Source organism: Amycolatopsis rhizosphaerae (assembly GCF_007713715.1).
In the GTDB taxonomy this organism is placed as follows: Bacteria; Actinomycetota; Actinomycetes; order Mycobacteriales; family Pseudonocardiaceae; genus Amycolatopsis_E; species Amycolatopsis_E rhizosphaerae.
Genome location: NZ_VJWX01000155.1, coordinates 1 through 14012, shown reverse-complemented (window position 1 = coordinate 14012; position 14012 = coordinate 1). Strand labels below are relative to the sequence as shown.

Here is a 14012-nt window from a genome sequence, read left to right as displayed (position 1 = left end):
CGATACGACCGTGAGGGGACCCCTCACGGCAGTCGTTCGACAGGGATTTGGCGGGGCAGCGGGAGCGGGCGGAGCGGAGCGAGCAAGCGGGCACACAAAGCACGAGAGCCACCAACCGGATGGTTGGTGGCTCTCGTGGTGCGTACCCCCGATGGGATTCGAACCCACGCTACCGGCGTGAGAGGCCGGCGTCCTAGGCCGCTAGACGACGGGGGCCTAGCTGTTTGGCTCGCCTTCCGGCTTGCCGTTGCGAGAGGAACCTTATCAGACCAAGATTTCCGCTTCGCAGCTGGGGTACCAGGACTCGAACCTAGACTAACTGAACCAGAATCAGTCGTGCTGCCGATTACACCATACCCCAACGGTTTGGCTGTTCCGTTCGCGATCCGGATCAGTACCGCCGAGGAGAAATAGTAGACCATGGCCCACAAGGCCCCGAAACCGGGGGCCGGTGATCAGCGCTGCGCGGGCACGCCGATCCGGGCGAACTCGCTGACCAGCAGCTGAGGCAGCTCGTCGAGGCTGCCGATGACGTGCACCCCGGCCGGGACGGCCACCCCGGCGCTGTCGTGGCGGTCGAGCCACACGCCGGCCAGCCCCGCGTCGCGGGCGCCGACGGCATCGGTGCTCAGCTTGTCCCCGACGTGGGCGGCCTCGGCGGGATCGCAGCCGAGGGTGTCGCAGACCGAGTGGAACATCACAGGATCGGGCTTGGCCACGCCCACCTCCCCCGCGATCGCCACGTGGTCGAAGAACCGGGAGAGGCCGAGGTCGGCCAGTTTGGTGCGCTGGTGGGCACCGGAGGCATTGGTGATCGCGGCGAGCAGCACATCGGCGGCCCGCAGCCAGTCGAGACAGGGCAACACGTCGTCGAAGAGCCGCCAGGAGCGGCGCAGGAGCTCTTTCCGCTGCGCCTCGAACCGTCTCGCGTCCTCGTCGTCGGCCACCATCCCCAGCTCCCTCAGAAAGCACTGACTGCGTTTCCAGTGCATCGAGGCGTAGTCGAGTTCGCCGGCGACCACGAGCGCGACATGACGATCGGTGATCCGCTCCCAGAGCGGCCAGCGGTCGACGGGGCCGATCAGGGCGATCAGCGCCCGGCGGCCCGCGGCCGTGAAATCGATCAAAGTGTCGTCTATGTCCAGACACACCAGACGAAGGCTCCGCGGCGTCCAGGGGTCGACCGGAGCGCCCAGCGCGGCGTCGGGGGCAGTCGTACGGGTGCGCGCAAAATCCACCCAGCGAGGCTAGGGGACTCAGCGCCCGAGCGACTCGGCCGACAAGGTGATAAGCGGTCTCGTTTCCCACCAGACCACCCCTACTGTGAGTTGCCCGACACCGCACTCCTGCGCCGTTCGATCGAAATCGCTGGCCCGACCAGTTCCCTGTGCCACCGATCACACGCACGCCTCACCCCTGCGCCGGTGACGGCGGGCTCCGAACTTCTCGTTCCACTGTTGACTGTCGGTCGTCCTACTGTCGCTTTTGGACACTTCCCCCGCCTCACCCGTCCAGCCCAGTCGCCTTGACGCGGCGGCCCGCGAGGTTCATGCTGGCATTATTCAACACACGATGAAAAATTTGGGGGTCACCGATGAACGAGCGGACCACCTGCCTGATCGCCGGGGGCGGCCCCGCCGGCATGATCCTGGGCCTGCTGCTGGCCAGGGCTGGCGTCGAGGTCACCGTGCTGGAGAAGCACGCGGACTTCCTCCGGGACTTCCGCGGCGACACGGTGCACCCCTCCACCCTGACGCTGCTCGACGAACTCGGCCTCGGTGAGAAGTTCGCCGCGCTGCCGCACAACAAGCTGTCCCAGGTCGCGATTCCCGGGAGAAACGGGCAGAACCTGGTCCTCGCCGATCTGAGCGCGCTCCGCGTGCCGCATCCCTACGTCGCGATGGTCCCGCAGTGGGACCTGCTCGACCTGCTCGCCGAGGCGGGCCGCGCCGAGCCCCGGTTCCACCTGAGGATGAACACCGAGGTCGTGGGCCTGCTCCGGGAACACGGCCGGGTCACCGGCGTGCGGTATCGCACCGCGGAGGGGATCGACGGCGAGATCCGCGCCACGCTGACCGTGGGCTGTGACGGACGGTGGTCGGTGGTCCGCCGGGAGGCCGGACTGCGGCCCCGGGAATTCCCCGTGCCGATCGACACGTGGTGGTTCCGGCTGCCCCGGGAAAGCGGGGAGCGCCCCACGCTCATTCCCGGCATGCGCCGCGGCCACTTCGCGGTCGTCATCCCGCGCGAGGAGTACTTCCAGATCGCCTACCTCGCGAAGAAGGGCCTCGACGCCCAGTTGCGCGCCGAGGGCCTGGACGCCTTCCGCGCGCGGATCGCCGCGGTCCTGCCGGAGCTGTCCGGCCGGTTGGCCCGGCTCACGTCGATGGACGACGTCAAGCATCTGGACGTGCGGCTCGACCTGTTGCGCCGCTGGCACGTCGACGGGGCGCTGTGCATCGGCGACGCGGCGCACGCCATGTCACCGATCGGCGGGGTGGGCATCAACCTCGCCGTCCAGGACGCGGTGGCCACCGCCCGGCTACTGGCGGGCCCCCTGCTGACCGGACGCGTCGGCAGGCGCGAGCTGGCCCGGGTGCACCGGCGCCGCCTGCTGCCCACGGTGGTGGTGCAGCTGATCCAGCGGCTCATGCACCGGACGGTGATCCGCCCGGTGATCGAGGGCCGCCGTGAGGGGCCACCGAGGACCGTTCTGCGGGTGCTGAACCTGTTCCCGCCGCTACGCCGCGTTCCGGCCCGCCTGATCGGGGTCGGCCTGCTGCCGGAGCATGCCCCGGCCTTCGCCCGCCGACCCCCGGACCGTCAGGCCGCCTGAGCGGGGTTGGTGAGGGTGCCGATCCCTTCGATGGTGATGGAGACCTGCTGCCCGGCCGTCATCGGGCCCACGCCCTCGGGCGTGCCGGTGAGGATGACGTCCCCGGGCAGCAGGGTCATCACGCCGGAGACGAATTCGACCAGCTCGGGGATCTTGTGGACCAGCAGTGAGGTGCGGGAGTCCTGCTTGACCACGCCGTCCAGCTCGGTGCGCAGCGCGAGATCCGACGGGTCGACCGCGGTCTCGATCCACGGTCCCAGCGGGCAGAAGGTGTCGAAACCCTTCGCCCGGCCCCACTGCCCGTCGGACTTCTGCAGATCGCGGGCGCTCACGTCGTTGGCGATCGTGTAGCCGAGGATCACGCTCGCCGCGCGCGAGGCGGGCACGTTCCTGACCGGCTGGCCGATCACCACGGCGAGCTCGCCCTCGAAGTCGACCCGCTGCGAGGCGGCGGGCAGCTTGATCGCCGCGTTCGGGCCGATCACGCTGGTCGAGGGCTTGATGAAGATCATCGGGTCGCTGGGCACCTCGTTGCCGAACTCGGCGGCGTGCGCCGCGTAGTTCCGCCCGACCGCGATCACCTTGCTCGGCAGGATCGGCGCGAGCAGGCGCACGTCGGCCAGCGGCCAGCGCTTACCCGTGAAGTTGGGTTTGCCGAACGGGTGTTCGGCGATTTCGAGGACCTGGGCGTCGCCGCCCTCCCCTTCGATGGACGCGAACGCGACTCCGCCGGGATGAGCAATTCGAGCTAACCGCACGTCCGCCGAGTCTAGTCCCTTCCCGCACCGGCCGTGATCGCGTACCGCCCCGGCGGCGTCCCGAGTGGACGCTCAGCCGCGAACGGTGCCGTGAGGGGACCCCGCACGGCACCGTTCGGCAGGCTTTTCCGGGAGGAACGGTCAGGGGAGGAGGGTGCGCAGGTGCTTGTGCACGAGCGCGTCGCACAGGGCCAGCCAGCTCGCCTCGACGATGTTCGGGTGCACGCCGACGGTGGTCCACTCCTGCTCGCCGTCGCTGGACTGCACGAGCACCCGGGTGGTGGCGTCGGTGCCGGGGTGGCCGGCCAGGATGCGCACCTTGTAGTCGGCGAGCTCGACGGTGTCCAGCCACGGCAGGTGACCGACGAGTGCCTTGCGCAGCGCCGCGTCGAGGGCATGCACCGGGCCGTTGCCCTCCGCGGTGGCGATCACCCGCTCGCCCTGGACGTGCACCTTGACGGTGGCCTCCGAGATCACCTCGCCATCGTCGCGGTGGTCGAGCACCACCCGGTAGGACTCCAGCGTGAACGGCGGCTCGTCGAGCGGCTCGCCCTGCGCCCCGCCAACCTCCTTGCGCAGCAACAGTTCCAGCGAGGCGTCGGCCGCTTCGAAGGACCAGCCCTGTGCCTCCAGCCGCTTGACCTTGTTGACCGCGTTCGTCACCGCTTCGGGCCTGCCGGCCAGATCGACCCCGAGCTCACGTCCCTTGAGCTCGAGACTGGCCCGGCCTGCCATCTCGGTGACCAGAACCCGCATGTCATTGCCGACGAGAGAGGGATCGATGTGGTTGTACAGCAACGGATCCACCTTGATCGCGCTCGCGTGCAGCCCCGCCTTGTGGGCGAAGGCCGAGGCCCCGACGTAGGCCTGGTGGGTGTCGGGGGCGATGTTCGCGACTTCGGCAAGGGCATGGGAGACGCGGGTCAACTCGGCGGCCCCTCCGGTGGGGAGGACCTCCATGCCGAGCTTGGTCACCAGGTTTCCCGTCACCGCGAACAGATCGGCGTTGCCCGCCCGCTCGCCGTACCCGTTCGCGGTGCACTGCACGTGCGTCGCGCCGGCCTGGACCGCCGCGATGCTGTTGGCCACCGCGCAGGAGGTGTCGTCCTGGCAGTGGATGCCGAGCCGGAAACCCGTGCGCTCGGCGACCTCGCGCACGGTTTCGGCAAGTCCCAGCGGCAACTGGCCGCCGTTGGTGTCGCACAGCACGACCACGTCGGCACCGGCACCGGCGGCGGCGTCGAGGACGCGCAGCGCGGTGTCGGGGTCGTGGGCGTAGCCGTCGAAGAAGTGTTCGGCGTCGACGAAGACGCGGCGGCCCTCCCGTACCAGGAACGACACGGTGTCGGTGACCATCGCGCACGCTTCGGCGACGTCCACCCGCAGGGCGCGCTCGATGTGACGGCGGTCGGACTTGGCGACCAGCGTCACCACCGGGGTCTGGGCGTCGAGCAGGGCCCGCACCTGCGCGTCCTTCTCCGCGGTGGTGCCCGCCTTGCGGGTGGAGCCGAAGGCCACCAGCACGGCGTGCTTGAGGATCAGTTCACCGGCCGCCGCCCGCGCGAAGAACTCGGTGTCCTTCGGCAGCGCGCCGGGCCAGCCGCCTTCGATGAACCCCACACCCAGCTCGTCGAGCAGCCGTGCCACCGCCAGCTTGTCCGTGACCGAATACGCGATGCCCTCGCGCTGGGCCCCGTCGCGCAAAGTGGTGTCGTAGAGGTGGAAATCGTCACCGAGCGGGGTTCCAGCGGGCTCCGTGCGGGTCACGGTCGTCTCCTTGCTGTGCGGTTCAGGGCTTGCGGGCAAAGAAAAAACCTCCCGCGGATGCGAGAGGTCTGCGCGCCGGTGTCCACAGGGAACACTACCCGGCGCGCCTGCCGATAATGATGACGGCGGAAGAAGCCATAACCGCATCATGCCACAGCACCAGGACCCGGCCAAGGTGGCCGGTCCCACTCCCAGCGCGATTCCCGGAAGCCGTGAGGGGACCCCTCACAGGAATTCCGTCCGGAGGTGGCCTGTCAGGCCACGGGGCGGGTGTTCGAGGACACGAGCGCGGCGAGGCGGTCGCCGATCGCGTGCGTCGAACCCGGGTTCGCCTGGTCCCGGGTGGCCAGGTCGAAGGCGACCGAGGCCTCGATCCGCCGGGCCGCTTCGCGCTGGCCGAGGTGGTCCAGCAGCAGCGAGACGGACAGCACGGCCGCGGTCGGGTCGGCCCGTCCCTGGCCCGCGATGTCCGGGGCGCTGCCGTGCACCGGCTCGAACATGCTCGGGTTGCGGCGGGTGATGTCGAGGTTCCCGCTGGCCGCCAGGCCGATGCCACCGGTCACGGCGGCGGCGAGGTCGGTGATGATGTCGCCGAAGAGGTTGTCGGTGACGATCACGTCGAACCGGCCGGGGTCGGTGACCAGGTGGATGGTCGCGGCATCCACGTGCGAGTAGGCGACGGTGACGTCGGGGTGCTCGAGCGAGACCTCCTCGACGATGCGCGACCACAGCGAACCGGCGTGCAGCAGCACGTTCGTCTTGTGCACCAGGGTCAGGTGCTTGCGCGGGCGCTGCTCGGCGCGGTTGAACGCGTCGGCGACGACCCGGCGGATGCCGAAGGCGGTGTTGAGGCTCACCTCGGTGGCGATCTCGTGCTCGGTGTCCTTGCGCAGCAGACCGCCGTTGCCCGCGTACGGGCCCTCGGTGCCCTCGCGGACCACGATCATGTCGATTTCGGCGTTGGTGTCGGCGAGCGGACCGCGCACACCGGGGTAGAGCCGGGCGGGCCGCAGGTTGACGTGGTGGTCGAGTTCGAAGCGCAGGCGCAGCAGCAGGCCGCGCTCCAGGATGCCGCTGGGCACGGTGGGGTCGCCGACGGCGCCGAGCAGGATCGCGTCGTGCTGCCGGAGCTCGCTGAGCACCGATTCCGGGAGGAGTTCCCCGGTCGCGTGCCAGCGGGCCGCGCCGAGGTCGTAGTGGGTGGTCTCCACCGAGGGCGCGACCTCGTTGAGGACCTTGAGCGCCTCGGTGATCACTTCGGGCCCAATCCCATCTCCTGGGATCACCGCGAGCCGCATCCAGACACCTCCGTCGACAGTGCAACCGGGCTCCGCTCGCCCGATCGCACGAAAGAACCAGCGACGGCAGGTTACCGGCTGTCGTCAACAACCCGAAGCAGCACCACCCTTATGACGGATTTTCCCACTGTCCGGGACACCCGTCCGAGTAGCACCCGAAGGAGGGATGACCGGCCGCGCGGCGGTCCGCGCGGCCGGTCCCCGATCAGCTCGGGCGCCCGCCGGAGTGGAGCCCGACCACGGTGTCCCGGGTGCCGGCCCCGTTGTGCAGGCCGAGCACCAGCAGGCCCTGGACGGTGTCCTGCGCGGCCGAAGCGGCGTCGCGGGTGACGAGCAGGCCCGCCCCCGGTTGCGCCCGGTACAGCGGCCCTGAGGCCCCTCCAGCCCCCTGAACGGAGTAGCCGGGCGCCAGCGGATCGAACGACAGCGGGGTGTCGATGCTGTCGATCAGGCCGGTGGAGCTGCCGGGTGCGGTGTAGTACCCGGCCACCCCGGCGGTGTAGGTGATCCGGCCCTTCGCCGCGGCCGGGTCGATGCCCAGTGCGGCGATCCGCACTCCGAGGACGACGACGTCGGTGTCGAACACGTTGGTGTCGGTGTCCCCGAACTGCCCGTTCACCGGCTGGACGTCCACCGAGGGAAGGCCGGGTGCGGCCAGATCCACGGTGTTCACCACCAGCACGTCGGTGCCGGGCGCCTTGGTGACGTAGGACTCGAAGTCCGGCCTGCCGTCGCCGGTGGTGTCGATGTCGACGAACGGGATGGTGTTGCCGCCCAGGTTCGCCCAGTCGCCCCAGGTGGACAGGCCGAAGCTGAGCAGCGCGTCCTGCGGCCTGCCCTGGCGCCGCGCGAGCGGGGCCGTGGAGGCGGCGCCCACGTGGCGCAGGTCGCCCCCGCGGGCGGTGCCGTTGATCGTGCAACCGTCCGTCTTCCCGCCCCGGCAGGCGGGCAGCCGCGGCGAAGAGGCCTGCAGTTCGAACACGCCGATCAGCGACCGGTAGCGGGCGCTGCCCTCGCCCTGGTCGATCCCGCGCCCGCCGAGCCGCAGCACGGCCTGGTCCCCGCCGAACCACAACCGGTCCGGGGTGGTGATCGCCGACACCGGCTTGGGCGCGGCGTACACCGCCACTCGCAGCGGCACGCCGCCCCCTTCGGGGGTCAGCACGATCCGCCCGGAGGCGTCCGCGACGAACTGCCGGGGCAGGCCCGCCTGGGTGGTTTCCAGTGTCGGGTCGGGCAGCTTGCGCAGCGCGCCGGGATCGGTGATCTGGAGGGTGACGCGGACCAGGCCGGTGCCCCGCGGGGGAATCCGCAGCGTGGTCGCCGACAGCACGTAGCGCACGCCGGGCAGCCGGTCGATGTCGGTGTAGGCGAGCCGGTAGGTGACCGGGCGGTCGCCGTGGTTGACCACCTTGACGGTCTTGGTGCGGAAGACGGGACCGCCGGCCTCGACGGTGCCGAAGCTCACGCTCACCGCACCCGGATCGTCGGCGACGTAGGCCACCACCCCGGTGTCCAGTGCCGCCTTCGCGTCCACCCGCCCGGCGCCGACCCGTTGCGGCGCGTAGGTTTTCCCGTTCGCGACCACGTCGGGCCCCGCGGTGCCGACCACGGCGGCCTTGATCTCTTCGACCGGCCAGTCCGGGTGCGCCTGGCGCACCAGCGCGGCGATGCCCGCGGTGTGGGGCGCGGCCATCGAGGTGCCGGAGAGCACCGTGCGGTCGCCACCGCTGCCGCGCAACGCCGAGGAGATCGTGTCACCGGGCGCCGCCACGTCCGGTTTCACCGCCGGGCCGCGCACTCCCCTGGCGGTGAACGAACTCGGCGTGTCCACAATGGATTGGTCGCGGGTCGGCAGGCTCGCCCGGCCGGAACCGCGGAGCCGGACGGCCAGGGTGTCCGCCTCCAGCGCGGGGCGCAGCCGCGCCGTCGCCGAAGCGGTGAACTGGAACATCGGCACCCCGGCGTTGCCCGCGATCCCGGCCGCGAAATGCTCCACAGTGGAGGACAGCAGCACGCCCTTCGCCCCGGCTGCCTGGGCGTTGCCCGCCCGCTTGGCCGATCCGCACGCCCGGGTGGCGTCGTTGTCGTCCCATTCGAGCCACACGAACCTCCCCGCCACCGCGGCCTTGTCCGCGGCCGGGTACGCCTGGCAGCCGTCGGCGTTCCCGGCCGGAAGCCGGACCACGGCGGCGGTGGTGTCCAGCGTGTCGTACCCGGTGTAGTTCTGGCTGTACTGCCCGCCCTGCGCCCCGGCCTGGCCGTCGGGCGCGGTCACGTCGGCGGCGTCCCGCAGGACCGAGGCGTCGCGGGTGCTCGCCACGGTCAGCGCTTCCGGCGTGTTGCCGGGCGAACCGCCGACGTCGAACAGGTCACCGCCGTTTCCGGCGGAGATCACCGAAAGCACGCCGTTGGCCGCGAGCTTGCGCACGAACAGCGAGTCCGGGTCGTCCGGTGCCCCGAAGTCGCTGCCCAGCGACAGGTTGACCAGGTCGAGGCGGTCGGAGAAGTCCCCGTCGCCGTCCGGGTCGAGCGCCCAGTCCAGTGCCTGGGCAGTGGCGTTCGTCGAGCCGGAGCAGCCGAACACCTTGATCGCGTACAGCAGCGACTTCGGCGCCGTGCCCGGCCCGATCCGCATCGCACCGACCGCCTCCGGGGTCAGCTTCGCGTAGTCGCCGGTGAACGTGCTGCCGTCCGCTTCGAGCCCGAAGCCGCCGATCGTGCCCGCCACGTGCGTGCCGTGCTCACCGCAGGCCAGCGGGTTCGGGTCCGGCACCGGGGTGGGCGAGCCGGTGCCGCCCGCGGAGTCGTAGTCGTCCCCGACCAGGTCGACACCGCCCGCCACCTTCGCCGTCGGGAACAGCGGGGTCGGCTTGGCCCGGTCGATCGCGCGGTAGGCCTCGGGAGTGCCGGGGCCGCCGAAGTCCGCGTGTGTGTAGTCGATGCCGTCGTCGATCACGCCGATGCGGACGCCGTCGCCGTAACGGCCGGACTGCTGCCAGGCCGCGAGCGTGCCGGTCAGCTGCACGGCGCCGGAGTTGCCGCGGGTCTTGGGCACGACGGTGCGGATGGACACCACGTCGGGGCGCTGCGCGAGTTCGCGGATCTTCGCCGCGTCCGCGGTGACCACCACCCCGGACACCGCGTTCGCCGTCTGGTACAGGACCTTCGTACCGGCGTCGAGGGTGCGCAGCTGCCCCAGCACCGCGCCGACCGTGCCGGACACCCCGGCCCTGGCCGCGTTCGCCGCTTCCCGCGCCCGGTCCCGGCCCGAACCCTTCGCCCGCTCGGCGTTGAACGCCTCCACGGCCGGAGGCCGGTCCAGTTCGATGAACGCCGTCGTCCGGCCGTTCGCGGCGCCGAGCCTCGGCGAGAGCTTGCCGATCAGGCCGCTCGCACTCACGCCCGGCGGTGCCAGTGCCTCGGCCAGTGGTTCGGAACCGGCGGCGTTCGCGGAACCGGACAGGCTCACCCCGAGCGCCGCCGTGGTGGCGACGCTGGTGATCATGGCGATAGCGGCCGTGCGGAGGCGCCGGGCCCCAGTTCTCATCGAGTCCACTCCTGATCATCGCGAGGAGGCGAACCTAACGGAGAACAAGCGGGTCAGAAAGGGCGAACCGGAGTAATCAGACTTTCGTCGGGACGCGAAAAGGGCCGCGAGGTGATCCTCACGGCCCTTTTCGGTGGTGGTCTCCGGCTGGTCAGGCGAAGGTGACGGCGCGGATGGTGCGGGCGCCCACGGTCACCGCGATCGGCTCGAGCAGGTGGGAGTCGACCTCGCGGTCCACGCGGAGCAGCATGATCGCGTCCGTCCCGTCGGTGGTCTGGCTGATCTGCGCCGCCTCGATGTTGATCGAGGCCTCGCCGAGCAGGGTGCCGACCCGGCCCATGATGCCGGGACGGTCCGGGTACTCCAGCAGCAGCAGGTGCCCTTCGGTGCGGAAGTCGAAGTGACGGCCGTTGACCGCGACCAGCTTCGGCACCTCGCCCTTGCCGGTGACCGAACCCGAGACGGTGCTGGCCGTGCCGTCGGCGTGCACCGCGCGGATGGTGACCAGGCTGCGCCAGTTCGGGCTCTCCGACTCCTTGACCAGCTCGACCTGCACGCCCAGCTCCTCGGCCAGCCGCGGCGCGTTGACGAAGGTCACCTGGTCCTCGACGACACCGGAGAACACGCCGCGCAGCGCGGCCAGCTCCAGCACGCTGACGTCCTCATTGGACAGTTCACCGCTGACGGTGACGGTGATCGAGGCGGGCGCCTTCTGGCTCAGCGCCGACACCACGGTGCCGATCTTCTGGGTGAGCGCGAGGTACGGGCGGACCTCCTCGCCGACCGGGCCGCCACCGGCCACGTTCACCGCGTCCGGGACGAAGTCGCCGCGCAGCGCCAGCAGCACCGAGCGGGCCACGTCGGTGCCCGCGCGGTCCTGCGCCTCGGCGGTCGAGGCACCCAGGTGCGGGGTGACCACGACGTTGGGCAGTTCGAACAGCGGGCTGGAGGTGGTGGGCTCGGCCACGAACACGTCGATCCCGGCCCCGCCCACGTGACCGCTGCGCAGCGCGTCGGCGAGCGCGGCCTCGTCGATCAGCCCGCCGCGGGCGGCGTTGACGATGATGACACCGGGCTTGGTCTTCTTCAGCGCCTCGGCGTCGATGAGTCCCTTGGTCTCGGGCGTCTTGGGCAGGTGGATCGAGATCGCGTCGGCGCGGGCGAGCAGCTCGTCCAGGCTCAGCAGTTCGATGCCCAGCTGCGCGGCGCGGGCGCTGGAGACGTACGGGTCGTAGGCGACGATCGTGGTGCCGAAGGCGGCCATGCGCTGGGCGAACAGCTGCCCGATCTTGCCGAGGCCCACCACGCCGACGGTCTTGCCGTTGAGTTCGACCCCGGTGAAGGAGCTGCGCTTCCACTCGCCGCCCCGCAGGCTCTGGTCGGCGGCGGGAACGCGGCGGGCCACCGCGAGCAGCAGCGCGATGGCGTGCTCGGCGGCGGAGACGATGTTGGACGTGGGCGCGTTGACCACCAGTACACCGCGCGCCGTGGCCGCGGGCACCTCGACGTTGTCCAGGCCCACCCCGGCGCGGGCGACGACCTTGAGCCGGCTCGTGGCGGCCAGCACCTCGGCGTCGACCTTCGTGGCGGACCGCACCAGCAGGGCGTCCGCACCCTTCACCGCCTCCAGCAGGGCGGGGCGGTCGGTGCCGTCCACATGCTGGACTTCCACCTCGTCACCGAACACGCTCAGCACGGAGGGGGCGAGCTTTTCGGCGATGAGGACGACGGGCTTGCCGGGGTTGGTCACGATGAGGCTCCCAAGTAGAACGCTGAAAACGCAGCTCGCGGTCTGATGAGGACGAGTCTAGTCGTGCGGCCCCGCGCTGCGTTAACGGGCGCGCAACCCCAGGAAAACAAGATCGACAAGCCGGGCCAGGGAAGGAGTGCCGTCCGGCGCCCGTTCGGCGGCCCAGACCGAGGAATTGACCAGCAGGAGGACTTCGAGCGCGGTGACGTCCGCCCGCAGTTGTCCCGCCTCGAGTGCGCGCGTGACCAGGCGGGATGCCCCCTCTTGCATCGCGTGGCACGAGCGGTACAGCTGCGAACTTTCGTTGGCGAGCGCCGCGGCCGTCGCCTCCACCAGCCCCCGGTAGCTCATGGACATTTCCGCGAGCCGAAGTGCCCACATTCTGAGACCGTCGATCGGCGAGGGGTGCGCCATGAGCTCGTCGGCCCCCGCGGCCTGCGCATCGAACCGCTCGCTCAGCAGCGCTTCGAGGAGCGCTTCGCGGGTCGGGAAATGCCGGTAGAGGGTGCCGATGCCCACCCCGGCCCGGCGGGCGATCTCCTCCAGCGAAGCGTCGATCCCCTGCTCGGCGAACGCGCGCTTCGCCTCGCCGAGCAGCCGCTCGTAGTTGCGGCGGGCATCGGCGCGCATCGCGCGAGCGGGGACTTCGGTCATCCGGACCACCCTAGCCCGTGACAGACGGAGGCAGCCTCCGCTATAGTCGGCGAAGCCAACCGGAGGCTGCCTCACATTAAGGGGGAAGAGTGCTGGACCTGGGAACCGTGGGCGTCCGGCTGCTGGGCGACACGGGCGAGGGCCGACCCGGCGAACGAAACCTGCTCCGCCGCATCGAACGGCTGGGCTACGGCTCGGTGTGGTTTCCCGAGGGCATCGGCGGACACGACGTCTTCGCCCGGAGCGGGATCGCGCTGGCCGCCACCGAACGGCTCGCCGTGGGCACCGGGATCGCCAACCTCTGGGCGCGGCCCGCGCCCACGGCCCAGGCGGCCGGACGGGCACTCGCCGAGGGCCACCCGGGCCGGTTCGTGCTCGGCGTCGGCATCGGGCACGCGTTCCAGGCCGCCCAGGTCGGCGAGAAGTTCACCACACCGTTGACCCGCATGCGGAACTATCTGTCGCGAATGGACGAAGAGGCGGACGCCAACCCGCCCGCGGCGCCGTTCCCCCGGGTACTGGCCGCGCTCGGCCCGAGAATGCTGGAACTGGCGCGGGACGCCGCCGACGGCGCGCATACGTTCTTCGCTCCGCCGGAACACACCGCGTTCGCCCGCGAAGTCCTTGGCCCGGGCAAGCTCCTCGTCGTCCACCAGCCCGTGCTCCTCGGTTCCGATCCCTCCGTCGCCCGTGCGACGGCCCGGGAAATGGTGGCGCTGGTGCTCGGGAACGGCCCCTACGCACGGCCGTGGCGGGATTTCGGCCACGACCCCGGCCGCCTCGACGACCGGCTGATCGACGCGGTCGTCGCCTGGGGGGACGAAGAAGCCATCGCCCGGCGCGTACGGCGGCAACTCGACGCCGGGGCGGACCACGTCCTGATCTCCCCGCTCACCCAGGAGCCCGCGCACGCCGCGCGGGATCTGGCACGACTCGCCCCGGCACTCACCGGTGGCGCACTCGAAACCACCGTCAAGGAGAAGACATGCTGAATCTCGGACCGGTCGGAGTGTGGCTGTTCGGCGGCACACCCGCCCCCGTGCGGGTGGAACGCGAACAGCTCCGCCGCATCGAACGGCTGGGGTACGGCTCGGTGTGGTCCGGCGAGACCGTCGGCAACCGTGACGCCTTCGCCCGGAGCGGGATCGCGCTGGCCGCGACCGAACGGCTCGCCGTGGGCACCGGGATCGCCAACCTCTGGGCGCGGCCCGCCCCGACCATGCAGGCCGGCGGACGAGCGCTGGCCGAGGGCTACCCGGACCGCTTCGTGCTCGGCATCGGCATCGGGCACCCGTTCCAGGCCGCCCAGGTCGGCGAGGAGTTCACCACACCGTTGACCCGCATGCGCAACTATCTGTCGCGAATGGACGAAGAAGCCGCCGTCAACCCGCCCGCCGCC

At 71.0% G+C, this 14012-nt stretch carries 10 protein-coding genes and 2 tRNA genes; 3 read left to right on the top strand and 9 right to left on the bottom strand.

Annotated elements, in window-relative coordinates:
- Nucleotides 1–143 precede the first annotated feature (143 nt).
- The 3 genes from FNH05_RS17050 to FNH05_RS17040 form a co-directional block, all read right to left on the bottom strand.
- Nucleotides 144–216 (bottom strand) — tRNA-Glu (locus tag FNH05_RS17050).
- Nucleotides 217–289: 73 nt separating this feature from the next.
- Nucleotides 290–361, bottom strand: a tRNA-Gln gene (locus FNH05_RS17045).
- 94 nt (nt 362–455) lie between these two features.
- Nucleotides 456–1151, bottom strand: coding sequence for an HAD family hydrolase (locus tag FNH05_RS17040; protein ID WP_144589373.1), 696 nt, complete (start codon nt 1149–1151; stop codon nt 456–458).
- Nucleotides 1152–1594: 443 nt separating this feature from the next.
- Between FNH05_RS17040 and FNH05_RS17035 the strand changes: the two genes are divergently transcribed.
- Nucleotides 1595–2836, top strand: a complete 1242-nt coding sequence (locus tag FNH05_RS17035) for an FAD-dependent oxidoreductase (protein ID WP_144589369.1) — start codon at nt 1595–1597, stop codon at nt 2834–2836.
- On the opposite strand, the gene FNH05_RS17030 is transcribed toward FNH05_RS17035, so the two are convergent.
- The 6 genes from FNH05_RS17030 to FNH05_RS17005 form a co-directional block, all read right to left on the bottom strand.
- Complete coding sequence (locus FNH05_RS17030) at nt 2824–3594, bottom strand: fumarylacetoacetate hydrolase family protein (RefSeq protein WP_144589367.1); 771 nt, start codon at nt 3592–3594, stop codon at nt 2824–2826. The two genes, FNH05_RS17035 and FNH05_RS17030, sit on opposite strands and share 13 nt — an antisense overlap.
- A 141-nt stretch (nt 3595–3735) precedes the next feature.
- The gene (gene cimA / locus FNH05_RS17025) at nt 3736–5361 is read right to left on the bottom strand and encodes a citramalate synthase (RefSeq protein ID WP_144589365.1); all 1626 of its coding nucleotides are present in this window, start codon (nt 5359–5361) and stop codon (nt 3736–3738) included.
- Nucleotides 5362–5615: 254 nt separating this feature from the next.
- Nucleotides 5616–6659 carry a 3-isopropylmalate dehydrogenase gene (locus FNH05_RS17020; RefSeq protein WP_144589363.1) on the bottom strand — a complete coding sequence of 348 codons (1044 nt, stop codon included), beginning with the start codon at nt 6657–6659 and terminating at the stop codon, nt 5616–5618.
- A gap of 205 nt (nt 6660–6864) precedes the next feature.
- Entirely contained in the window at nt 6865–10209 is a 3345-nt protein-coding gene (locus tag FNH05_RS17015; RefSeq protein WP_425458454.1) for a S8 family serine peptidase, read from the bottom strand.
- 151 nt (nt 10210–10360) lie between these two features.
- Complete coding sequence (serA, locus tag FNH05_RS17010; RefSeq protein ID WP_144589361.1) at nt 10361–11959, bottom strand: phosphoglycerate dehydrogenase; 1599 nt, start codon at nt 11957–11959, stop codon at nt 10361–10363.
- 81 nt (nt 11960–12040) lie between these two features.
- Nucleotides 12041–12613 (bottom strand): TetR/AcrR family transcriptional regulator, encoded by a 573-nt coding sequence (locus tag FNH05_RS17005; RefSeq protein ID WP_144589359.1) that lies wholly within the window; start codon nt 12611–12613, stop codon nt 12041–12043.
- 89 nt (nt 12614–12702) lie between these two features.
- Here FNH05_RS17005 and FNH05_RS17000 point away from each other — a divergent pair, with 89 nt between their 5' ends.
- Complete coding sequence (locus FNH05_RS17000; protein WP_144589357.1) at nt 12703–13605, top strand: TIGR03620 family F420-dependent LLM class oxidoreductase; 903 nt, start codon at nt 12703–12705, stop codon at nt 13603–13605.
- On the top strand, nt 13599–14012 hold a 414-nt coding region (locus FNH05_RS16995), incomplete at its 3' end, for an LLM class flavin-dependent oxidoreductase (RefSeq protein WP_144589355.1). The genes FNH05_RS17000 and FNH05_RS16995, both read left to right, overlap by 7 nt.